The sequence below is a fragment of the Vibrio sp. V15_P4S5T153 genome (assembly GCF_963874485.1).
Classification (GTDB): Bacteria; Pseudomonadota; Gammaproteobacteria; order Enterobacterales; family Vibrionaceae; genus Vibrio; species Vibrio anguillarum.
In genome coordinates this window covers 1,604,126-1,624,990 of the sequence record NZ_CAWNHR010000011.1, presented here as the reverse complement: position 1 = coordinate 1,624,990, position 20,865 = coordinate 1,604,126, and the positions used below count along the sequence as shown (strand labels likewise).

The window sequence follows — 20,865 nt, the reverse complement described above, 5'->3', positions numbered from 1 at the left end:
GTTAGACTAGTGGCACTGTTATTACATGGAAGTGTTTAATGAAACCCATGAAAAACCTTGCCCAGTACTATGTCGACCTATTGGTCAAACTGGGCATTCTCCGTTTCTCCATTCTTCTAGCGCTCGCTTTAGTGGCCTTGGCAGTGGTGGTGCAAGTTGGTATCACGTTGGTGCTCAATGGTTATGTTGATGATATCGACATCGTTCGTTCCGTCTTTTTTGGTTTATTGATCACGCCTTGGGCGGTCTATTTTCTTTCAGTGGTGGTCGATCAGTTAGAAGAGTCACGTCAACGCCTCTCGAAGTTGGTTTCTAAGCTCAAAGACATGCGCTCACGCGATCAAGAGCTCAATTATAAGCTTCAGCAAAATATCGAAAAACTCAACCAAGAAATTGAAGAGCGAATTAAGGCAGAGGAAGCGCGTGAAGAGGCGATGGCCGATTTAGAAAATGAGGTCTATCAACGCGAAAAAACGCAGCTTGAATTGGCAGAAAGAACCGCCTTATTGCGCTCTTTTATCGATGCCTCTCCTGATCTGATTTACTACCGTAATGCGAACGGCGTTTTTTCTGGCTGCAACCGAGCGATGGAAGAGCTAACGGGCAAGCGTGAGCATCAGTTGGTTGGGTTAACTCCGTGGGATGTCTATAGCAAAGAAGTCGCGCAACAGATCGTTGAAACTGACGAAAAAGTGTTTGCTGACAATCAAGCCATCACTTATGAGCAGTGGCTTGAATACCCTGATGGCCGCAAAAACTATTTTGAACTGCGTAAAGTCCCTTTTTATAGCAAAGATGGCCGCCACTTAGGGTTGGTGGGCTTTGGGCGAGACATTACCGAACGTAAACGCAATCAAGAGTCTTTGGAAAAAGCGAGCCGGGATAAAACCACTTTTATTTCGACCATCAGCCACGAATTGCGCACACCACTCAACGGTATCGTTGGTTTGAGCCGCATGTTGCTCGATAGCCCCATGACCCCAGAACAGCGTAAGTACATGCAGACCATTAATGTCAGTGCCATTACGTTAGGTAATATCTTCAACGATATCATTGATATGGATAAGTTTGACCGCCGGAAACTAGAGCTACTGCCAGCGCCGTTGAATTTTGAAGAATTTGTTGCTGAAATTGAAAGCATCTCGGCGTTGATGGCAGAGCAAAAAGGGCTTAGGTTTGATCTCGAACGGCTCAGTGATTTACCTGTTGCGATTGAAGTGGATGCTACGCGCCTGCGTCAGGTATTGTGGAACCTGATAAGCAATGCGATGAAATTTACCAAAGAAGGTGGCGTCGTCATGACGGTCTGCGCTGACATTGAGGATAAGTTTGCGCACATTACCATGGAAGTTGAAGACACAGGCATTGGTATACCGGAAGCTGAACTCGATAAAATCTTCGCCATGTATTACCAAGTTAAATCGGGTAAGGACAATTTGCACGCTGTTGGCACGGGGATTGGCTTAGCGGTATCTCGCCAGTTAATCAACTTGATGGATGGTGATATTTCTGTGAGCAGTGAAGAAGGTTTTGGTAGCACCTTCACCGTTTCAATTCGTGTGCCTTTGGCACAAGATGCCCAATTCAAACCAACGTTACCCGTTCCTCAAAAAAGTTTAGCCATTTTTATGGTTGAAGATATTGAGCTCAATATTACAGTTGCTCGTTCTTTGCTAGAAAGTTTAGGACACACGGTTACCGTCGCTATGACAGGTGAAGAAGCCAAACAAAAATTTGTGCCGCAAAAGTACGATCTGGTTTTCCTCGACATTCAACTGCCAGACATGACCGGGTTTGATGTCGCTGCGTTTTATCGAGAAACTTATGATAACCTTCCGCCACTTGTTGCATTGACCGCCAACGTATTGAAAAATAAAGCTGAATATCTAGAGAAAGGGATGGATGACGCGATCAGTAAACCATTGTCAGTACTGGCGATTCAAGAGGTGATTGCAAAATTCACCCATAGTGAGGCGATTCAACTTGCCGACGCTAAGGTTAAGGCTGCCTCAGAAGAACACAGTGAGTTGAACATGCATTTGCTCGATTTTGAAATGCTTGAGTCTTATATCGATATTGTTGGCCCGAAACCTGTGCTGGAAAGTATCCAAATGTTCGAGCAGATGATGCCCAGTTATGTTGAAGTGCTAGACTCCAATATGGTAGCAAAAGATCAAGCAGGCATTGTTTCAGAAGCACACAAAATCAAGGGTGCTGCGGGTTCAATTGGTTTGAAACACATCCAAAACGTTGCACAAAAGGCACAGTCGCCAGAGCTACCTGCTTGGTGGGAAAATATTGGTGACTGGATAGATGAAATTAAAAATGGGTATCAACACGATATTCAAGTCTTGAAACAATGGTTAACTCAAAGGTAATGGTATGAAAAAAATCGGGTTGGCTTCATTAGTCATGGCGCTACTATCTGGCTGTAGTTCACCGCAAGTGAATTGGCTGCAGGACAGCAGTGCCGTGATATCAAATATCACCATTGGGTTGAAAAGTAACCTTTGGATCAATCAAATGCCTACAGCTAATGAGAGCGAAATACCTCTTGTGCATGGGACATTAAGATTGGATTCATCGGCAATATTACCTGCCAATTTAACGATTGACGCGTTGATGGTCCAGCAAAGGGATAAAAATTGGCTGGTGGGCAGTGAATCGTTAGATTTACGGACTCAAAGTGAAGATCAATGGGAAGTTGTGTTTGAATGGCCGATGCAGCTTAATGTGGATAAGCCCGTTAATGTAGCTTTGCAATTGAGCGATGGTACAACAGCGCAGTGGCTTATCGAAAAGAGCGTCTTCATCGACAAAGTCTATTAGATTTATAGAACGGCTCCACGCACAGTAGTCAGCCATGAAAAAAGCCCTTTAACCTGAGGTTAAAGGGCTTCTAACTATCTGGGGGTAGACGCTTAGTCTTCTAGATCACCACAGAAGCGGTAGCCTTCGCCATGAATTGTGGCGATGATCTCTGGCGTACCTGATACTGATTCAAAGTGTTTACGGATACGACGAATCGTCACATCTACTGTTCTGTCGTGTGGTTTCAATTCACGGCCAGTCATCTTTTTAAGCAAATCTGCGCGAGTTTGGATTTTTCCTGGGTTCTCACAGAAGTGCAGTAAAGCGCGGAATTCTGAGCGAGGAAGCTTGTAGCCTTCACCATCCGGATTCACTAAAGAGCGGCTATTGATATCCAATACCCAACCGTTGAACTCATATTTTTCCACACTGCGTTTCTCTTCTTGAGTCGTATTGGTATTCATTGAACGACCTAGAAGATTACGAGCACGAATCGTCAGTTCACGTGGGTTAAATGGTTTGGTGATGTAGTCATCAGCCCCGATCTCTAAACCGAGGATTTTATCAACTTCATTATCACGACCAGTCAAAAACATCAGTGCAACATTAGCCTGTTCACGAAGCTCACGAGCTAACAGAAGGCCGTTTTTACCTGGTAAATTGATGTCCATAATGACCAAGTTAATGGGGTTATCAGACAGCACATGGTGCATCTCTTCACCGTTACTGGCCTCAAAAACAGCGTATCCCTCTGCTTCAAAAATACTCTTAAGAGTGTTACGAGTTACTTGCTCATCTTCAACGATAAGAATCTGCGGGGTTTGCATTGGCGGTACCTAAACTTGTGAAAAAATTGTGCTAATAGAATTAATTGTAGGCAAAAAATTGCAACATACAGGTAATCTGCTGCCGATAATAAACTAAAGTTTTGAAAAAAACACTTACTTCAGTTGCCCGCCGTCCTTAGGCATATCTTGCATTGAGGTCTCCATACCCTCGGTGTTCTACTAGTCTTTAAGGCGGATTCTATAATGTTAACAGCATGCTAACAACGGCAGAATGTTAATTCCAATCACTTTGTTGATTTACATCAAGAGTTCTAATGTAACAAATATTAATCGTCTTAAGCAGTTGTAAATTTACACCACATTACCCATGCAAATAGCATGCTTTTTGGGGATTTTCGCTGGGGATGGTAGCATTAGGCGTAATGGGCTTTACCTCACATAGAAATTTACCAGCAAAGAACTTGTTAACTCGATACTTGTCAAAAAATGGGAATTGCGTAAAAAATCAACGTTTACAGCGGGGGATATCGCACTATTATGGATGTCACCAATATGAATATTCAGTCTTTTAAATGCAGTTGGCCGCCAAGTTATGCTCATTCTCAGCGGGTTTTTCTTTGCATCGTTTGTATGAATAGGTGAGTAAAGTATCTGGCATTATGGTTCATTGAGCTGTGGTTTTACAGCGCGTCTAATGTGTCAGATGAAAATAATAAACAATAAACAATAATCAAGGAAGAAGGATGATAGATATCACACCAGATATTTGCGATAAATTTGAATCGCAAATCAATATATTGGATTTGCCTTTGCAAACTTTTGGTTTAAGGAGTGCTTTTTGGGGGCAAATTGTCACCGTGCGTTGCTATCACGATAACTCTAAAGTTCGTGACGTATTAAGCCAAAATGGTAAAGGTAAAGTTTTAGTCGTCGATGGTAACGGTTCGTGTCAAAGAGCCTTATTGGGTGACCAACTGGCGATCATGGCGATTGAAAACGGTTGGGAAGGGGTCATCATTTATGGAGCGATACGCGATGTTGCTGCGTTATCGCAAATGGATTTAGGCGTGAAAGCGTTAGCGAGTTGTCCACTTAAGACCGATAAGAGAGGTGCAGGCGAAATTAATGTGACGCTGACTATCCTCAACCAGATGATTCAGCCGGGTGACTATGTTTATGCCGATTGGAATGGTGTTTTAACGTCAACTCAAGCGCTAGACTGGCACTAGAATCTGAAACCCACCCCAAATTGAACGCCTTGCTGCCACTCTTGATAATCAAGGGTGGCATGTAAATCAACGTTTTCTGATAGTTGAAGTCGGCTAGATAGCTCCGCCGCCATAGCATCGGCACTGCTCGTATCATTCGGATTACTGGCGGCTGACCGTAAGGTGCTTTTTAGTGATAATTTTGGGGTTAGCTGGTAGCTAAGGCCACTTAAAAAACCACTTTCGGATCCGTAGTCGGAATTATTTATCCTCGCTCCAATGTACAGATCTAAATTGTCAAAAAGGTTATAAGAATAACCGCCATCAATAGTCCAACTATCAAATTGTTGACCATCACTTTCGCTTGAAAGAAATAAGCGATGTGGAGATTGGCTCTGTGAAGAAGGAAGTGCAGGTAAGGTATTGGCCATGCTAGATAAAGAGACAAGCAGAAATAAACATAGTGCAACTTTTAGTTTCATCTGCCTCTCCTTATTCTTGTTTTGAGTTACTGCGTCCACTGCGGTAACAACAATTAAAGCACAAATTTCACACGATGACAGCGTTATGTATATAGCATTTTGTTATTTGCTTATGTGTAAAATGGTTGTGCTTAATGTGCAATAAGTATCTTATTTGTGTTGTGTTTTTTAATTTGATTAATTCGGAATGACTATAAAAAATAGCAGATTTTCGTTGACTAATGATGACGAAGTAAGGTAAACGTAAAGGCAATTAAACACACGAGTATTTAAATTTTTCTATGTTACAGCGCAGCCTAGTAGTAATGACAACCACCATTATTATTACCGACATGACACATGTTGGGGCGGGCCGCTGAGCGAAAAGTTTTTACAAAAAAGGCCTGTATCCCACCAGATACAGGCCTTTTTTTATACCAATTTGAACTGTTTTGGAGGAAGGGATGCGAGTATTAAAGTTTGGAGGTTCATCGTTAGCCGATGCTGATCGTTTTTTAAGGGCGGCAGATATCATCGTTAACAATGTACAGCAAGAAGAAGTCGCCGTTGTGCTCTCTGCACCGGGAAAAACCACCAATAAATTAGTGGCAGTTATTGAGAGTGCTTTGCGTAATGGCGAAGCAGAACGCCAAATAGCGGAGCTTGAATTCTCATTTTTCGATCTACTCGCTGGCATCAAAGCACAATTACCTAATGTGGATTCGGCCGCTTTTGACAATCAAGTAAAAACGTCACTGTCTCAGCTGCGTCAATTTGTACACGGCATTAATTTACTCGGTATGTGCCCAGACAACGTCAATGCGCGCATTATCAGTAAAGGTGAGCGAGTCTCTATCCAACTGATGAAAGCGGTACTTGAAGCAAAAGGACAAGCGGCTGCACTGATTGATCCAGTACAATATCTTTTTGCTAAAGGAGAGTACCTTGAGGCAATGGTTGATGTTGAGATCTCCACGCAAAATTTCAAGCAAAATCCACTTCCGCAAGCGCATGTTAACATTATGCCGGGTTTCACGGCTGGTAATGAAAAGGGTGAATTGGTCTGTCTAGGCCGTAATGGCTCGGATTATTCTGCAGCCGTGCTTGCGGCATGTTTACGTGCAGATTGTTGTGAGATTTGGACCGATGTCGATGGCGTTTATAACTGTGACCCACGTTTGGTTGCGGATGCTCGTTTATTAAAATCACTCAGCTACCAAGAAGCGATGGAGCTTTCGTATTTTGGCGCGTCAGTGTTACATCCCAAAACCATTGCACCGATTGCACAATTTCATATTCCGTGTCTTATCAAAAACAGTTTTAATCCTCAAGGCGCAGGCACGCTGATTGGTCAAGATACAGGTGAAGATAAGCTGGCTATCAAAGGTATTACTACACTCAATAATTTGACTATGGTCAACGTCTCCGGCCCTGGCATGAAAGGCATGGTCGGCATGGCTAGCCGTGTGTTTGGCGCGATGTCTGCCGCAGGCGTTTCTATTGTGCTGATTACACAATCTTCTTCAGAATACAGCATCAGTTTCTGTATTGAGGCGCAAGATAAAGCCCTTGCCAAAAGAGCATTATCGGAAGCGTTTGAACTGGAATTAAAAGATGGCCTACTTGAGCCTGTCGAGTTTATGGATGACGTTGCGATTGTCACTCTGGTTGGTGACGGCATGCGCACTTCGCGCGGAGTGGCTTCTCAATTTTTCTCATCGCTGGCTGAAGTTCACGTCAATATTGTTGCCATTGCACAAGGCTCTTCCGAGCGAGCTATTTCGGCGGTGATTCCAGAAGATAAAATTTCAGAAGCGATCAAGGCTTGTCATGAAAATCTCTTCAATTCTAAGCATTTCTTGGATGTGTTTGTGGTCGGTGTCGGCGGTGTCGGAGGCGAATTAGTTGATCAAATTCATCGTCAGCAAGCCAAACTAGCCGATAAAGGAATTGTGATTCGAGTGTGTGGCCTTGCGAATAGTAAGGCACTATTGCTGGATAGCGAAGGCTTGCCGCTGGAGCATTGGCGTGATCGAATGCATAGCGCGAGTGAAGAATTTAGCCTCGCAAGGCTTATCTCTCTAGTGCAGCGTAACCATATCATTAACCCTGTCTTAGTTGATTGTACTTCCAGTGAAGTGATCGCCAACCAGTACGCCGAATTTTTGGCTGCGGGTTTTCATGTTGTGACGCCTAATAAAAAAGCCAATACCGCAAGCATGGCCTACTATCACCAGCTGCGTGAAGTGGCGCGCAACTCGCGCCGTAAACTGATGTACGAAACGACGGTTGGTGCTGGTTTACCTGTGATTGAAAACTTGCAAAATCTCATTGCTGCTGGTGATGAGTTGGAAAAATTCAGCGGTATTTTATCTGGCTCTCTCTCGTTTATTTTCGGCAAGCTGGATGAAGGTATGACACTTAGTCAAGCTACGCAGCTGGCTAAAGACAAAGGTTTTACTGAGCCTGATCCTCGTGATGATCTGTCGGGAATGGATGTGGCTCGCAAGCTGTTAATTTTAGCTCGTGAGGCGGGAATGCCTTTAGAACTGGATGACGTAAAAGTCGATCTTGCTTTGCCACCGGGTTTTGATATTTCGGGTACAGTTGAAGAGTTTATGGCGCGCTTGCCGCAGGCTGATGCTTATTTCCAAGAGTTATCCACTAAGGCAGCAGCCGAAGGTAAGGTATTACGTTATGTTGGTGAAATATCAGAAGGCCAATGCAAGGTGAAAATTGCAGTAGTCGATGAAAATGACCCAATGTTTAAAGTCAAAGATGGTGAGAATGCACTGGCGTTTTATAGCCGTTATTATCAACCGATTCCATTGGTGTTGCGTGGTTATGGGGCGGGTACAGAAGTAACAGCAGCAGGGGTGTTCTCTGATGTGATGCGCACCTTAGGTTGGAAGTTAGGGGTTTAATTGATGAGTTCAAGTGACATGAGTGTGGTGGTGTATGCCCCAGCTTCAATTGGTAATGTGAGCGTTGGGTTTGATGTTTTAGGGGCGGCCGTGTCGCCAATTGATGGTAGTTTATTGGGGGATCGCGTTGAAGTTAAAGCGGGCAGCGAACCTTTTGTACTCGAAACTGCAGGTCGCTTTTTCGACAAGCTGCCTGAAGATCCAAAGCAGAATATTGTTTACGATTGCTGGCTTGTTTTTGCCAGAGAGCTTGAAAAAAAGAGCATTGCAGTAAAGCCGTTGCAAATGACGTTAGAAAAAAATATGCCGATTGGTTCAGGCTTAGGTTCGAGTGCTTGTTCAATTGTTGCAGCTTTAGATGCGTTGAACCAGTTTCACGGTAACCCACTTAATCAAACCGAGCTTTTAGCGCTGATGGGCGAAATGGAAGGCAAAATTTCAGGCGGTATACATTATGATAACGTTGCCCCCTGCTACTTAGGCGGCGTGCAATTGATGCTTGAAGAGCTAGGTATCATCAGCCAAGAAGTGCCTTGTTTTGACGATTGGTATTGGGTGATGGCGTATCCTGGGATTAAAGTTTCCACAGCCGAAGCGCGAGCGATCTTACCTTCACAATATCGTCGACAGGACATCATTGCGCATGGCCGTCATCTCGCAGGTTTCATTCATGCTTGTCACTCAGGTCAGCCTGAGCTAGCGGCTAAACTGATCAAAGACGTGATTGCTGAACCGTATCGTGAGAAACTTCTGCCCGGCTTTTCGGATGCGCGTAAATACGCTGCATCAGCCGGAGCGCTCACCACTGGCATTTCCGGCAGTGGCCCAACACTGTTCAGTATTTGCAAAGAAAAAGAGGTTGCCGAGCGAGTTGCTCGTTGGCTTGAACAACATTATGTACAAAATGAAGAAGGATTCGTCCATATTTGTCGCTTAGACAAAAATGGCTCGACCGTTACAGGAAGTGCTCTATGAAGCTTTACAACATAAAAGAAAATGATGAACAAGTCTCTTTTGGCCAAGCCGTACGCCAAGGATTAGGACGCAATCAAGGGCTATTTTTCCCAGCAGAGTTGCCTCAGTTTGAAGATATTGACGCGTTACTAGCCGAAGATTTTATCTCTCGTAGTACAAAAATTCTCAGCGCCTTGATTGGTGATGAATTACCAGCAGAGCAAGTGAATGCGATGGTTGATGCGGCTTTTCAGTTTCCAGCACCCATTAAGCAAGTGAAAGACGGCATTTATGCTCTAGAGCTTTTCCACGGCCCAACGCTGGCATTTAAAGATTTTGGTGGTCGCTTTATGGCGCAGTCACTGGCCGCCGTTTCAAATGGTGGACAGATCACCATTTTAACCGCGACTTCTGGTGATACTGGCGCTGCGGTGGCTCATGCCTTTTATGGAATGCCCGACATCAAGGTCGTGATACTTTACCCTAAAGGTAAGATCAGCCCGTTACAGGAAAAACTCTTCTGCACTCTGGGCAACAATATTCACACTGTCGCGATAAATGGTGACTTTGATGCTTGCCAAGCGTTAGTTAAGCAGGCTTTTGATGACGCCAAGCTTCGCCAAGAGATCGGTTTAAACTCTGCAAATTCAATCAATATCAGCCGATTAATGGCACAAATTTGCTACTACTTTGAGGCCGCATCACAATTAAGCAAAGCGCAGCGTGAAAACTTAGTCATCTCCGTACCGAGTGGCAACTTTGGCAACCTAACCGCTGGTCTGTTGGCAAAAGCATTGGGCTTACCAATCAAACGTTTTATCGCGGCAACCAATGCCAATGATACCGTTCCTCGTTACTTAGAAACGGGTCAATGGGATCCAAAACCCACTGTCGCGACCACATCGAATGCGATGGATGTGAGTCAGCCGAACAACTGGCCGCGCATCGAAGAGCTTTGTCGCTTAAAGGGCTGGGGGCTAGATACCTTAGGTAAAGGTGCGGTATCTGATGCACAAAGTGCGGATTCAGTTCGTGAACTTTACGCGCAAGGTTATTTGTGTGAACCGCATGGTGCCATTGCGTATCGAGTTTTGGATGAGCAGTTACAAGCGGGAGAAACGGGGCTATTTTTGTGTACTGCGCACCCTGCCAAATTTAAAGAAGTCGTTGACGATGTGCTAGGCACTGACATTGAATTACCAGCTCCTCTTGCAAAACATGCAGTGATGACGTTGCTTTCTGAAGAGTTAGACAATGATTTTGACGCTCTAAAAACGGTGTTAAGACGCGTTCAGCCTTAAAGAGATCCTTATTTCATCTTATTGAAGTCAGGATGATATTCCTCTAACGATAAAAATGGCGCTCATTGAGCGCCATTTTTGGATATGAATATTCTCATCAACGCTATGATTATAGCGTCTCAGTGAAAGTACGTGCGATAACGTCACGTTGCTGTTCTTGAGTCAATGAGTTGAAACGAACAGCGTAACCAGAAACACGAATCGTCAGTTGCGGATACTTCTCAGGGTGTGCAACGGCATCTTCAAGAGTTTCACGCTTAAGAACGTTCACATTTAGGTGCTGACCGCCTTCGATGCGAGGTGCTGTTTCAATCGCAACTTCACGGCTTTCATACTCACCAAGGTCGCTGACCGCGATAACTTGATCTGCTTGGTAGCCTGCGTTAGCGGCAACGCAACGTGCTTCATTCTTTTCGTTATCGAGTAACCAGATAGAATTTAGTAGGTTGTCGTTTGCTGCTTTTGTAATTTGAATGCCTTGAATCATCACTATCTCCTAGTCCACTTAAGTGGCGTTATTGGTGTTTATTTTCTAACTTTGTTGAGTTGGTTATTATATAGCTAATATCCTTAAAATTAATATTGATTTAGGTCAAAAAACAACGATAAACATTGATAATGTGGGGTTTATTTTATTGATTTAAATCAATAAAGCATTTAAAAACAATGAGTTCTACTTTTTTTTAATACATAAAATATTTTTTATTCATTGTTTTGTTGTAATTTTACTACATTTTTAGCGCGTGTTTGACCTAAGTAACAGAAAATCAGACAATTGAAGTCCAATGTTGAAAGTACAAAGTGATTTAATGACAAATAGAATTCAGGGCCGTGGAATGAAATTTATTGGTGCTCATGTATCGGCCTCTGGCGGTGTTGACCAAGCCCCATTGAGAGCGAGAGAAATTGGAGCAAATGCATTTGCTTTATTCACTAAAAACCAGCGCCAGTGGGTTGCTAAACCGCTCGAAGAGGCAACCATTCGCGCTTTTAAGGCTAACTGCCACATGCTTGGTTTTAAAAGTGAACACATTTTGCCGCATGATTCATACCTTATTAATCTGGGCGCGCCAGAAGCCGATAAGCTTGCTAAGTCACGCGAAGCTTTTATTGATGAAATGCAACGTTGCCAGCAACTGGGGCTGACGCTTCTGAATTTTCATCCGGGTAGTCACCTTAAACAAGTCTCAGAAAGTGAATGTCTTGCGACGATTGCAGAATCGATAAACCTTGCACATCAAGCCGTGCCTGAGGTCGTTGCTGTGATTGAAAACACCGCAGGGCAGGGGACGAATCTAGGCTGGCGTTTCGAACATTTAGCCGAAATTATCCAGCAAGTTGAGGATAAATCGCGAGTAGGTGTGTGCCTTGACACGTGTCATACTTTTACTGCGGGTTATGATTTGCGCACAGTTGAGGCGTGCGAGGCAACCTTCTCAGAGTTTGATAGCGTGGTGGGAATGCACTACTTACGTGCAATGCACATCAACGACTCAAAGGCAAAGTTTGCCAGCCGTGTTGACCGCCATCATTCTCTAGGGCAAGGCGAAATTGGTTGGCCATGCTTTGAATTTATTGCCAAAGATGCAAGGTTTGATGGTATTCCATTGATTTTAGAGACAATCGATCCAGACATTTGGGCCCAAGAAATTCAAATATTAAGAGATCTACACGCACAATCGGTGGATTCAGTAGCATCTTAAATAAGTTGGCATCTTTCTTTCATAAAGACAAAGGCATAGCCGCGTCAAAATGAAGGAGGATGTCACTATGTTTCATATGATCTCACGTTCACCATCAATAGCTCGACCACCAGTCCGATTGCCTATACCTAACCGACATGTGAACGGTCAAGGGCATACTCGAACGCCACAAAAATCACATTAACTGGCAAAAGCTCTGTGACATTGACTCATGCAGTGGTGGCTTTTTATGGTTACAATGCTGTAATTAGTTAATTTGCAGAGCGTTGTTATGACTCAATCATTGACTTGGCACGATGTTATCGGCCATGAAAAACAGCAGGAGTATTTTCAACAGACGATAGCGTTTGTTGAAAAGGAAAGGCTGGCGGGGAAAGTGATTTATCCACCTGCTGCTGACGTGTTTAATGCGTTTCGTTTTACCGAATTTGGCGATGTTAAGGTTGTGATTTTAGGGCAAGATCCTTATCACGGGCCAAATCAGGCTCATGGGTTATGTTTTTCGGTGTTACCCGGCGTAAAAACTCCACCTTCACTGGTGAATATCTACAAAGAGCTGGTGCAAGATATCCCTGGTTTTGTGACTCCTCAGCACGGTTACCTAAAAAGCTGGGCCGAGCAAGGGGTACTATTGCTCAATACCGTATTGACCGTTGAACAAGGTATGGCGCATTCGCACGCTAATACTGGTTGGGAAACCTTCACCGATCGGGTGATTGAGGCGGTAAATCAGCAGCGTGAAGGTGTTGTCTTCCTGTTGTGGGGTTCACACGCGCAGAAGAAAGGCAGCATGATTGATCGCAGTAAACATCATGTATTAGTAGCACCGCATCCTTCCCCTCTTTCTGCGCATCGAGGCTTTTGGGGCTGTAAACATTTTTCAAAGACTAATCAATTACTTATTGAGCAGGGGAAAGCGCCTGTGAATTGGCAACCCGTATTGGATAAGTGATTAATTGATGTTTTTTCGAGCAGGGTCAAAACAAGCACGCTGAAGCTTTTATACACTTATCTAAAATAAGTGTAATGGAGAAGCACAATGATGATTGAAAGGATCCGTAGAGAACACGGGTATATGGCGCGTTTGCTTGCCATTTTGCGAGATAAACAACGGCAATTGAGTAATGAACAAAGTATCAACTACTCTTTAGTGAGAGAGATTATTGACTACTTGGCGACGCATTCAGAGTCAGTACACCACCCCAAAGAAGATATTCTCTATCACTATTATATTGATCATTATGGTCAACATAATGATATTCAAAATTTAGCGAGAGAACATGTAGAACTTTCTGAGAAAACTCATGCTTTTCTAGAGATTGTCGATATGATTTTGCAAGATGCTGTTGTACCACAGCACGTGTTCATCGAGCAGCTTGATGCATTTATTTCTTCCCAGAAGCGTCATCTGGAGTTAGAAGAACAATCGGTTTTACCTTTGATCAGCCGCACCTTTAATGTGACTGATTGGCAAGCGGTGGAGGCGAGTTGGCAACAATCCGAAGATGACCCAGTATTTGGTGAGACAATTGCGGAGCAGTACCAACAATTAGCTCACCGAGTTCGACAAACCGCACAAGAGTGCCAGTAATCTCTGCTGATTCAGTTAAACAAAAAGGCACTGTTGAAGTGCCTTTTTACTCAGAGTTTTATTTGATCAGCCTCGAAGCAGACATCCATCTCCATCAATTCTCTTTGTAACCGTTTTTGATCCTGAATCGCTTCAATTTCTCGCCACATTCTTTTTACTGGTTTAGTGCGACTAGAGCGGAGTTTTGTGATTTCCATTTCCAACATTTCGTCAAATTGCAAGCTTTCCATAAGCAACCTCTTGTTGTTGTTATTACGCCATGTCGTGCTCTCTAGATAGCACAGTTTTCGCTAGCCTAGCTATGATTTGTTTCTCATTTGTTTCCTTTTGATGAACCTTTTATTGGATTTTGACCAGAATTTCACAGTTTCAGTGGGATTCTTTAGTACAAAAAGGGAGCGGTTAAGCGACGCAAACGATTTTATTTGCATTTTGAAATGTTAAATAAATGTTGTTTTGAAAATTTACAATTGCCTGGTTGGTTGTTTTATGACCATTCAATAAAAAATTATCATAAATTTATGCAAGATTTAGTGGTGAAACTGATTAGCCCTTTATTCTCAAGGGGTGAGATTAAGTGAGTGCAACTGGGTTTTTATGGTTGTTTTTTATCTTTCAATGTTTCCAGTTTGGGTTGTTTTGGTTGCCAAGCTGTTGCTGTGTTGGTTTGTTAAATGTTAATCAAAGGTGATTTTATAGTGAAAAATAACATTTTAACTAAACTTGTTGCATATTGATTTTTGTTCTTTCAGGTTGCATTATCCGCCCGTCAAAAATACGTTGCCCCTTCAAAAGTTGAGACTCCTCACTTTTTGGACGAATAAAATGCATTGCATAATATCGATAAAAACATGCTGGTTAGAACGTTGACTCGCAGCATGTGCATTTTTTCGTGAAGCTTTTCGCTTAGGTCAGCGCTATCACTCTATGAGAGGTTCTTGTGACAGACTTAATCAATTTAATGAATGATTTACTTTGGGGATCCATCCTTGTTTATCTTTTAGTCGGTGTTGGTGTGTACTTCACCGTTCGCCTAGGATTCATTCAATTTCGCCATTTCGGCCACATGTTTAGTGTGTTGAAAAACAGCCGCAAAGCAGATAAAGCTGGTATTTCTTCTTTCCAAGCACTTTGTACTAGCCTTGCTGCGCGTGTTGGTACGGGAAACATGGCCGGTGTAGCCGTTGCTTTAACGGCAGGTGGTCCAGGCGCGATTTTCTGGATGTGGTTGATTGCTATGCTTGGTATGGCGACTTCATTTGCTGAAAGCACGTTGGCTCAGCTATACAAAACCCGTGACAAAGATGGTAACTACCGTGGTGGTCCTGCGTACTATATGGAAAAAGGCCTTGGTATGCGTTGGATGGGTGTCCTGTTTTCCATCTTCCTGATTATTGCTTTTGGCCTAGTATTCAATGCCGTTCAAGCTAATTCAATTGCAGGGGCTATGAAAAATGCTTTTGGATTTGATCCGCTGTATGTCGGTATCTTCATCGTTGCAATTTCGGCTTTCGTCATTTTTGGTGGTATCCGTAAAATTGCGCGTACCGCTGAGTTGATTGTACCTTTCATGGCATTAGCTTACTTAGCGATTGCGATGTTTGTCATGGTCACTAATATAGAAAAGCTACCAGCCGTATTAAGCCTTATTTTCAAAAGTGCATTTGGCCTTCAAGAAGCGGCCGCAGGCGGTTTAGGTTACGCGATTGCTCAAGCCATGATTAACGGCATCAAACGCGGTCTGTTTTCCAATGAAGCGGGTATGGGTTCAGCACCTAATGCAGCGGCTTCTGCAACGCCTTATCCGCCGCATCCTGCTTCTCAAGGTTACGTGCAAATGTTGGGTGTTTTTATTGATACGATTGTGATCTGTTCAGCAACCGTCGCCATTATTTTGATGTCGGGTGAATATGTACCGCACGGTGAAATTACCGGTATCGAGCTGACTCAGCGCGCATTAAGCTCACAAGTGGGCAGTTGGGGTGGGATTTTTGTTGCTTTTGCGATTTTCTTCTTCGCCTTTACTTCAATTATTGCCAACTACTCTTATGCCGAAACGAACCTGATTTTCTTAGAGCACAACAATAAGAAAGGGTTAACGTTGTTCCGTATTGTTTTCCTTGCCATGGTGATGTTTGGTTCATTGGCGACCTTGCCTACCGTATGGGCAATGGCGGATGTCTCGATGGGGTTAATGGCGATTGTTAACTTGGTGGCGATCATTCTGCTCTCTGGCATTGTGATTAAGCTCGCGAAAGATTATAACCGTCAGCTAGCCGCAGGTAAGGTTCCCACCTTCGATGCTAATGATTACCCTGAGTTAAAATCTCAGTTGGAAGATGGCATTTGGTACAACAACAAATAGCCTGTTATCGTTACTGACGATTAAATAGATTGAAAAAGCCATGCAGACACCGCATGGCTTTTTTTGTACTCTGTGAGCCATAAAATAAGAATAGAAAGGAAGGAAAATTATGCTCATTGTTGTTTCCCCAGCCAAGACGTTAGATTACGAATCCCCGTTGGTGACAAGCAAATATACTCAGCCGGAGCTTATTGACCATTCAGCTCAGTTGATCGATGTTTGCCGTCAATTGACTCCTGCCGACATCTCAGCGTTGATGAAAGTGAGCGATAAAATTGCTGGGCTCAACGTGGCTCGCTTTGCGCAGTGGAGCCCAACCTTCACGTTGGATAATGCACGTCCCGCCATTTTGGCGTTTAAAGGGGATGTTTATACAGGATTTGAAGCAGAAACATTATCGGATGCCGGATTTGAATATGCCCAACAGCATTTAAGAATGCTCTCTGGCTTGTATGGTGTATTGAAACCACTGGATCTGATGCAACCGTACCGTTTGGAGATGGGCACGAGATTGGGTAACCCGAGGGGGACTAACCTGTACCAGTTTTGGGGAGATATCATTACCGATAAACTCAATCAAGCTCTGAAAGAGCAAGACGATGATGTGTTGATTAATCTCGCTTCCAACGAGTATTTTAAAGCGGTTAATCCGAAAAAGCTTAAGGGGAGCATCATTACTCCGGTATTTAAGGATTGTAAGAAAGGGCAATACAAAGTCATTAGCTTCTATGCTAAGAAGGCTCGTGGCATGATGGCGCGCTACATTATCGATAAACAAATCTCTTCTGTAGAGCAATTGGCTCAGTTTGACAGTGCTGGCTACTATTTTGTAGAACAGGAGTCATCAGCAACTGAGTTGGTCTTTAAACGCGAAGAGCAGTGATGTAAGAGAGGCGGTTATGTGGCAGTGGTTGAAAAAGCAGGTTGCGCGTTATGATCGCTGGTGTGAGAACATGGGTTTAACACCAGATAAAAAACGTAGCTGTGTTCCTTATCGTCAAGATCCTGTTCAGAGTAAAGAACGTGAGCGAGAATAAGAAGCTGCGTTTATTTGATACGCATTGCCATCTCGATTTTCCTATCTTTGAGCGTGAGTTTGAACACCATTTACATTTAGCTCGCCAGCAGGGGGTTGAAAAAATAGTGATTCCCGCCGTTGGTCCAAGTAACTGGCAACGAGTGGCCGAGCTTGCTAACGGTTATCCTGAACTCTACTTTGCTCTCGGTTTCCATCCCTGTTTTTTATCAACCTCTTCCCCTGCGGATATCGACGAGCTTGAGCAAAAGTTACTTCAAAAACCAGCTCAATGCGTGGCTCTGGGGGAGTGTGGCTTAGATTTTACGACGGATATTGCTCCCGCTTTGCAAGAAACAATGTTTGAAATGCAACTAGAGCTTGCGAAACGAGCCAGACTTCCATTGATATTACACAGCCGCAAAGCGCACAACCGCCTTATACAACTGTTAAAAAAACATCAATTTAGCCAAGGTGGAGTGCTGCATGCTTTTTCTGGCAGCGTTCAACAGGCAAACCAGTTTATTGAACTGGGTTTTAAGATTGGCGTGGGTGGTGTTATTACCTATCCAAGAGCCAACAAAACCCGTCTTACTATTGCAGCACTCCCCATCGAAAGTTTAGTGCTAGAAACGGATGCTCCTGATATGCCACTCAATGGTTTTCAAGGGCAAGCGAATCACCCACAAAAACTGCCGATTATCCTGCAAACGCTTGCGTTGCTGAAGAACCAATCAGAGCAAACGGTTGCTGATGTTTTGTGGAAAAACAGCCATTCTCTGTTCTTTCCGGTGTGAATAAATTCGAAATGAAATGTAGGTTTAATGATTCTAGTATCAGTAAATATTGAACGTGCTCACATAAATGAGTGAATGGGCAGTGAATCTTATAAGAAAGTGTGAGGCTGGCATTACTTTATCTTAGTGGTGATGAGTATAATCACCCCGCTTCATGAGCTCCATTTTATAACACGCCAACAATAACCTAATAAGGAAATCATAAACTATGAGCCTGTTTATGAGCCTAGTCGGTATGGCAGTTCTGCTAGGACTTGCAGTTCTACTGTCTGATAACCGCAAAGCTATCAATCTAAGAACAGTGGGTGGCGCTTTTGCTATCCAATTTATTATCGGTGGTTTCGTTCTTTACGTACCATGGGGTCGTGATCTCCTTGCAGGTTTCTCTGCGGGTGTTCAAAACGTCATCGACTTCGGTAAAGACGGTACTGGTTTTCTATTCGGCAGCCTAGTTAACTTTTCAGTTGACGGTATTGGCTTCATCTTTGCTTTCCAAGTTCTACCTACTCTAATCTTCTTCTCGGCACTTATCTCTGTGCTTTACTACATTGGCGTTATGCAATGGGTAATTAAGATTCTAGGTGGTGGTTTACAAAAAGCACTCGGTACCTCTCGTGCGGAATCGATGTCTGCTGCAGCCAACATTTTCGTAGGTCAAACAGAAGCGCCACTCGTGGTTCGTCCGTTTGTACCTAAAATGACTCAATCTGAGCTGTTTGCAGTAATGTGTGGTGGTTTGGCTTCAGTTGCGGGTGGTGTACTTGCTGGTTACGCATCGATGGGTGTGCCGCTAGAGTACCTTGTTGCGGCCTCTTTCATGGCAGCACCGGGTGGTCTACTGTTTGCAAAAATCATCAAACCAGAAACCGATACTCCAGACGAAGAACTGGGTAGCGATATGGATGGCAATGATAAACCTGCCAACGTAATCGATGCTGCTGCAGGTGGTGCTTCTGTTGGTCTGCAACTTGCGCTGAACGTAGGTGCAATGCTACTTGCCTTCGTTGGTCTAATCGCGTTAGTTAACGGTATGCTTGGTGGTGTGGGTGGTTGGTTCGGTATGCCTGAACTGACTCTAGAACTACTGCTTGGTTGGCTTTTCTCTCCATTAGCATTCCTGATTGGTGTGCCATGGGAAGAAGCAACGCTAGCGGGCTCTTTCATCGGTCAAAAACTGGTTGTAAACGAATTTGTTGCTTATCTAAACTTCGTACCTTACGTGGGTGATAACGCACAGATCGTTGCTGCTACTGGTGCAGTGATGTCTGAGAAAACTCAAGCTATCATCTCATTTGCACTGTGTGGCTTTGCCAACCTTTCTTCTGTTGCGATTCTACTCGGTGGTTTAGGTGGTCTTGCTCCTAACCGTCGTCACGATATCGCGAAGATGGGTGTAAAAGCCGTTTGTGCTGGTACACTGTCTAACTTAATGGCAGCAACCATTGCTGGCTTCTTCCTTTCTTTCTAATTAAATAAGAGAAAGAGATATAGACGCCGTTTAACATCGCCCCGTAGCAAGAGATTGCTGCGGGGCTTTTTTGTTTTGGCGAAAGGAATACTTTGATTCACTCTTTAGTCGGGTGGTCAGTGTGTATCACCTCAAGCTCTCTTTTATAAGTTAGCTTTTAATGGATAGATCAGAGTTTATCGGTAAACGAGATTATCGTTGACGCTGATCTTTTTTGAGATACAAACCGTTTGCTCTATGAATGACGCTACAGTTTTGTAGTGAAAATCTATACTGTATCAGTGAGATTCATTTTCAATAGAAGAGTGAAGATATCAGCTAGCGCCAATCAATACATGGAGTATGATTTGACGCAAAGGCAGCCCGTTTTATCATGTCGTGTTGCTTTGATATAAATTAGATACGGGTATAAGTTACACACGGATATACGTTAGACACGGCGATGAGTGCAAATAAGCGGCATATCATGGTTGTGCCATAGGCCAAATTGGTACTGTGCGGTGACAGGGATAGCAATTGAAATGCAAGTGCATTTCGAGTCTTCAAGGAACCAAGTCCGTTCATTTGTGGCTAGTAAGCCATCTCGCTCTTAACACTGAGCGTGGTTTACTAGTGAACTATTTGAATATATTGATCGGAGATAGAAATGAGCGATTTAAAAGCAGCCGCACTACGTGCACTGAAATTGATGGATTTGACTACGCTAAACGATGATGACACGGATGCGAAAGTGATTGCCCTTTGTCATGATGCCAAAACGGCTGTAGGTAATACCGCTGCAATTTGTATTTACCCTCGCTTTATTCCTATTGCGAAGAAGACACTTCGTGAGCAAGGCACGCCAGATATTCGTATCGCAACCGTTACCAACTTCCCACACGGTAATGATGATATTGAGATTGCCGTTGCGGAAACTAAAGCCGCTGTTGCGTACGGTGCTGATGAAGTCGACGTTGTGTTCCCTTACCGCGCATTAATCGCCGGTAATGAGCAAGTCGGTTTTGATCTTGTTAAGCAATGTAAAGCCGCGTGTGGTGACATTCTGCTTAAAGTGATCATCGAAACTGGTGAGCTAAAAGAAGAAGCATTAATCAAAAAAGCGTCTCAAATCTGTATTGAAGCGGGTGCTGATTTCATCAAAACCTCAACGGGTAAAGTCCCTGTGAATGCAACACCAGAATACGCACGTATGATGCTAGAAGTGATTCGCGATATGGGCGTTGCCAAAACGGTAGGCTTTAAACCTGCGGGCGGTGTACGCACAGCGCAAGATGCTGCATTGTATCTCGCGATGGCTGATGAGCTACTTGGCGCAGATTGGGCCGACAGCATGCACTACCGTTTTGGGGCTTCAAGCCTGCTAACCAATCTTTTGAATACATTAGAAGTAACAGACCAAAAAGCCGATCCAGCTGCGTATTAATTATGCGCTGAAGTAGGACTGATAATAATAAGTCTGACTCGTGGAGCTGAGCCATC

Annotated in this window: 20 protein-coding genes and 1 other annotated feature; of the genes, 16 read left to right on the top strand and 4 right to left on the bottom strand. The window is 43.7% G+C overall.

Translation table 11 applies throughout. The annotated features are described in order from the left end of the window. Positions 1–38: 38 nt before the first annotated feature. Positions 39–2,378, top strand: a complete 2,340-nt coding sequence (arcB, locus tag AACT42_RS09360) for an aerobic respiration two-component sensor histidine kinase ArcB (protein WP_094132259.1) — start codon at positions 39–41, stop codon at positions 2,376–2,378. A 4-nt stretch (positions 2,379–2,382) separates the two neighbouring features. Continuing rightward, positions 2,383–2,829 (top strand): hypothetical protein, encoded by a 447-nt coding sequence (locus AACT42_RS09355; RefSeq protein WP_013856107.1) that lies wholly within the window; start codon positions 2,383–2,385, stop codon positions 2,827–2,829. 92 nt (positions 2,830–2,921) lie between these two features. On the opposite strand, the gene arcA is transcribed toward AACT42_RS09355, so the two are convergent. Further along, entirely contained in the window at positions 2,922–3,638 is a 717-nt protein-coding gene (arcA, locus tag AACT42_RS09350) for a two-component system response regulator ArcA (RefSeq protein WP_013856108.1), read from the bottom strand. A gap of 704 nt (positions 3,639–4,342) precedes the next feature. Between arcA and AACT42_RS09345 the strand changes: the two genes are divergently transcribed. Next, positions 4,343–4,828, top strand: a complete 486-nt coding sequence (locus tag AACT42_RS09345) for a putative 4-hydroxy-4-methyl-2-oxoglutarate aldolase (protein WP_010318275.1) — start codon at positions 4,343–4,345, stop codon at positions 4,826–4,828. Here the strand turns inward: AACT42_RS09345 and AACT42_RS09340 are convergent. Further along, positions 4,825–5,328 carry a hypothetical protein gene (locus AACT42_RS09340; protein ID WP_017043071.1) on the bottom strand — a complete coding sequence of 168 codons (504 nt, stop codon included), beginning with the start codon at positions 5,326–5,328 and terminating at the stop codon, positions 4,825–4,827. The genes AACT42_RS09345 and AACT42_RS09340 overlap by 4 nt on opposite strands. Positions 5,329–5,570: 242 nt before the next feature. Here AACT42_RS09340 and thrL point away from each other — a divergent pair, with 242 nt between their 5' ends. The 4 genes from thrL to thrC all read left to right on the top strand — a co-directional run bounded on the left by thrL (position 5,571) and on the right by thrC (position 10,447). Next, positions 5,571–5,648, top strand: coding sequence for a thr operon leader peptide (gene thrL, locus AACT42_RS09335; protein WP_100208354.1), 78 nt, complete (start codon positions 5,571–5,573; stop codon positions 5,646–5,648). Beyond that, positions 5,586–5,703: a sequence feature (Thr leader region), on the top strand. It overlaps the preceding gene by 63 nt. Before the next feature lie 29 nt (positions 5,704–5,732). Further along, positions 5,733–8,192 carry a bifunctional aspartate kinase/homoserine dehydrogenase I gene (gene thrA / locus AACT42_RS09330; RefSeq protein ID WP_026027387.1) on the top strand — a complete coding sequence of 820 codons (2,460 nt, stop codon included), beginning with the start codon at positions 5,733–5,735 and terminating at the stop codon, positions 8,190–8,192. A gap of 18 nt (positions 8,193–8,210) precedes the next feature. Next, positions 8,211–9,167 (top strand): homoserine kinase, encoded by a 957-nt coding sequence (thrB, locus tag AACT42_RS09325; RefSeq protein ID WP_094132260.1) that lies wholly within the window; start codon positions 8,211–8,213, stop codon positions 9,165–9,167. After that, positions 9,164–10,447: a threonine synthase gene (gene thrC, locus AACT42_RS09320; RefSeq protein WP_017047475.1), complete on the top strand. Its 1,284-nt coding sequence runs from the start codon at positions 9,164–9,166 to the stop codon at positions 10,445–10,447. The genes thrB and thrC overlap by 4 nt, the downstream gene beginning before the upstream one ends. Before the next feature lie 109 nt (positions 10,448–10,556). Here thrC and grcA read toward each other — a convergent pair whose 3' ends face one another. Further along, the gene (grcA, locus tag AACT42_RS09315) at positions 10,557–10,934 is read right to left on the bottom strand and encodes an autonomous glycyl radical cofactor GrcA (protein WP_026027385.1); all 378 of its coding nucleotides are present in this window, start codon (positions 10,932–10,934) and stop codon (positions 10,557–10,559) included. Between the two features lie 298 nt (positions 10,935–11,232). On the opposite strand from grcA, the gene nfo reads away from it, so the two are divergent. The 3 genes from nfo (at position 11,233) to AACT42_RS09300 (ending at position 13,741) form a co-directional block, all read left to right on the top strand. Beyond that, the gene (gene nfo, locus AACT42_RS09310; RefSeq protein ID WP_094133452.1) at positions 11,233–12,150 is read left to right on the top strand and encodes a deoxyribonuclease IV; all 918 of its coding nucleotides are present in this window, start codon (positions 11,233–11,235) and stop codon (positions 12,148–12,150) included. A gap of 271 nt (positions 12,151–12,421) precedes the next feature. Then, positions 12,422–13,102: a uracil-DNA glycosylase gene (ung, locus tag AACT42_RS09305; RefSeq protein WP_094133451.1), complete on the top strand. Its 681-nt coding sequence runs from the start codon at positions 12,422–12,424 to the stop codon at positions 13,100–13,102. An 87-nt stretch (positions 13,103–13,189) separates the two neighbouring features. Next, positions 13,190–13,741 (top strand): hemerythrin domain-containing protein, encoded by a 552-nt coding sequence (locus AACT42_RS09300; RefSeq protein WP_017047477.1) that lies wholly within the window; start codon positions 13,190–13,192, stop codon positions 13,739–13,741. Between the two features lie 50 nt (positions 13,742–13,791). On the opposite strand, the gene AACT42_RS09295 is transcribed toward AACT42_RS09300, so the two are convergent. Then, complete coding sequence (locus AACT42_RS09295; RefSeq protein ID WP_010318284.1) at positions 13,792–13,971, bottom strand: DUF3545 family protein; 180 nt, start codon at positions 13,969–13,971, stop codon at positions 13,792–13,794. A 710-nt stretch (positions 13,972–14,681) separates the two neighbouring features. On the opposite strand from AACT42_RS09295, the gene AACT42_RS09290 reads away from it, so the two are divergent. The 6 genes from AACT42_RS09290 to deoC all read left to right on the top strand — a co-directional run bounded on the left by AACT42_RS09290 (position 14,682) and on the right by deoC (position 20,809). Beyond that, positions 14,682–16,106, top strand: a complete 1,425-nt coding sequence (locus AACT42_RS09290; protein ID WP_013856119.1) for an alanine/glycine:cation symporter family protein — start codon at positions 14,682–14,684, stop codon at positions 16,104–16,106. Positions 16,107–16,215: 109 nt separating this feature from the next. After that, a complete protein-coding gene (gene yaaA / locus AACT42_RS09285) occupies positions 16,216–16,989 on the top strand; it encodes a peroxide stress protein YaaA (RefSeq protein WP_094133450.1) in 774 nt (257 codons plus the stop codon). 16 nt (positions 16,990–17,005) lie between these two features. Continuing rightward, the gene (locus tag AACT42_RS09280) at positions 17,006–17,143 is read left to right on the top strand and encodes a DUF5363 family protein (RefSeq protein WP_013856121.1); all 138 of its coding nucleotides are present in this window, start codon (positions 17,006–17,008) and stop codon (positions 17,141–17,143) included. Then, a complete protein-coding gene (locus tag AACT42_RS09275; RefSeq protein WP_094125663.1) occupies positions 17,130–17,918 on the top strand; it encodes a TatD family hydrolase in 789 nt (262 codons plus the stop codon). The genes AACT42_RS09280 and AACT42_RS09275 overlap by 14 nt, the downstream gene beginning before the upstream one ends. 208 nt (positions 17,919–18,126) lie before the next feature. Next, positions 18,127–19,386 (top strand): NupC/NupG family nucleoside CNT transporter, encoded by a 1,260-nt coding sequence (locus AACT42_RS09270; protein ID WP_017043062.1) that lies wholly within the window; start codon positions 18,127–18,129, stop codon positions 19,384–19,386. Positions 19,387–20,032: 646 nt separating this feature from the next. Next, on the top strand, positions 20,033–20,809 hold the full coding sequence (gene deoC / locus AACT42_RS09265; protein WP_094133449.1) for a deoxyribose-phosphate aldolase: 777 nt from the start codon (positions 20,033–20,035) through the stop codon (positions 20,807–20,809). The last annotated feature ends 56 nt before the right edge of the window (positions 20,810–20,865 follow it).

What these genes read in the sequence shown, in the direction of transcription:
- AACT42_RS09295 (WP_010318284.1), bottom strand. Translation starts at nt 13,971, where the DNA reads ATGGAAAGCTTGCAATTTGACGAAATGTTGGAAATGGAAATCACAAAA.
- thrB (WP_094132260.1), top strand. Translation starts at nt 8,211, where the DNA reads ATGAGTGTGGTGGTGTATGCCCCAGCTTCAATTGGTAATGTGAGCGTT.
- thrC (WP_017047475.1), top strand. Translation starts at nt 9,164, where the DNA reads ATGAAGCTTTACAACATAAAAGAAAATGATGAACAAGTCTCTTTTGGC.
- AACT42_RS09300 (WP_017047477.1), top strand. Translation starts at nt 13,190, where the DNA reads ATGATGATTGAAAGGATCCGTAGAGAACACGGGTATATGGCGCGTTTG.
- thrL (WP_100208354.1), top strand. Translation starts at nt 5,571, where the DNA reads ATGTTACAGCGCAGCCTAGTAGTAATGACAACCACCATTATTATTACC.
- AACT42_RS09355 (WP_013856107.1), top strand. Translation starts at nt 2,383, where the DNA reads ATGAAAAAAATCGGGTTGGCTTCATTAGTCATGGCGCTACTATCTGGC.
- grcA (WP_026027385.1), bottom strand. Translation starts at nt 10,934, where the DNA reads ATGATTCAAGGCATTCAAATTACAAAAGCAGCAAACGACAACCTACTA.
- AACT42_RS09270 (WP_017043062.1), top strand. Translation starts at nt 18,127, where the DNA reads ATGAGCCTGTTTATGAGCCTAGTCGGTATGGCAGTTCTGCTAGGACTT.
- nfo (WP_094133452.1), top strand. Translation starts at nt 11,233, where the DNA reads ATGTTGAAAGTACAAAGTGATTTAATGACAAATAGAATTCAGGGCCGT.
- arcB (WP_094132259.1), top strand. Translation starts at nt 39, where the DNA reads ATGAAACCCATGAAAAACCTTGCCCAGTACTATGTCGACCTATTGGTC.
- yaaA (WP_094133450.1), top strand. Translation starts at nt 16,216, where the DNA reads ATGCTCATTGTTGTTTCCCCAGCCAAGACGTTAGATTACGAATCCCCG.
- ung (WP_094133451.1), top strand. Translation starts at nt 12,422, where the DNA reads ATGACTCAATCATTGACTTGGCACGATGTTATCGGCCATGAAAAACAG.
- arcA (WP_013856108.1), bottom strand. Translation starts at nt 3,638, where the DNA reads ATGCAAACCCCGCAGATTCTTATCGTTGAAGATGAGCAAGTAACTCGT.
- deoC (WP_094133449.1), top strand. Translation starts at nt 20,033, where the DNA reads ATGAGCGATTTAAAAGCAGCCGCACTACGTGCACTGAAATTGATGGAT.
- AACT42_RS09345 (WP_010318275.1), top strand. Translation starts at nt 4,343, where the DNA reads ATGATAGATATCACACCAGATATTTGCGATAAATTTGAATCGCAAATC.
- AACT42_RS09280 (WP_013856121.1), top strand. Translation starts at nt 17,006, where the DNA reads ATGTGGCAGTGGTTGAAAAAGCAGGTTGCGCGTTATGATCGCTGGTGT.
- thrA (WP_026027387.1), top strand. Translation starts at nt 5,733, where the DNA reads ATGCGAGTATTAAAGTTTGGAGGTTCATCGTTAGCCGATGCTGATCGT.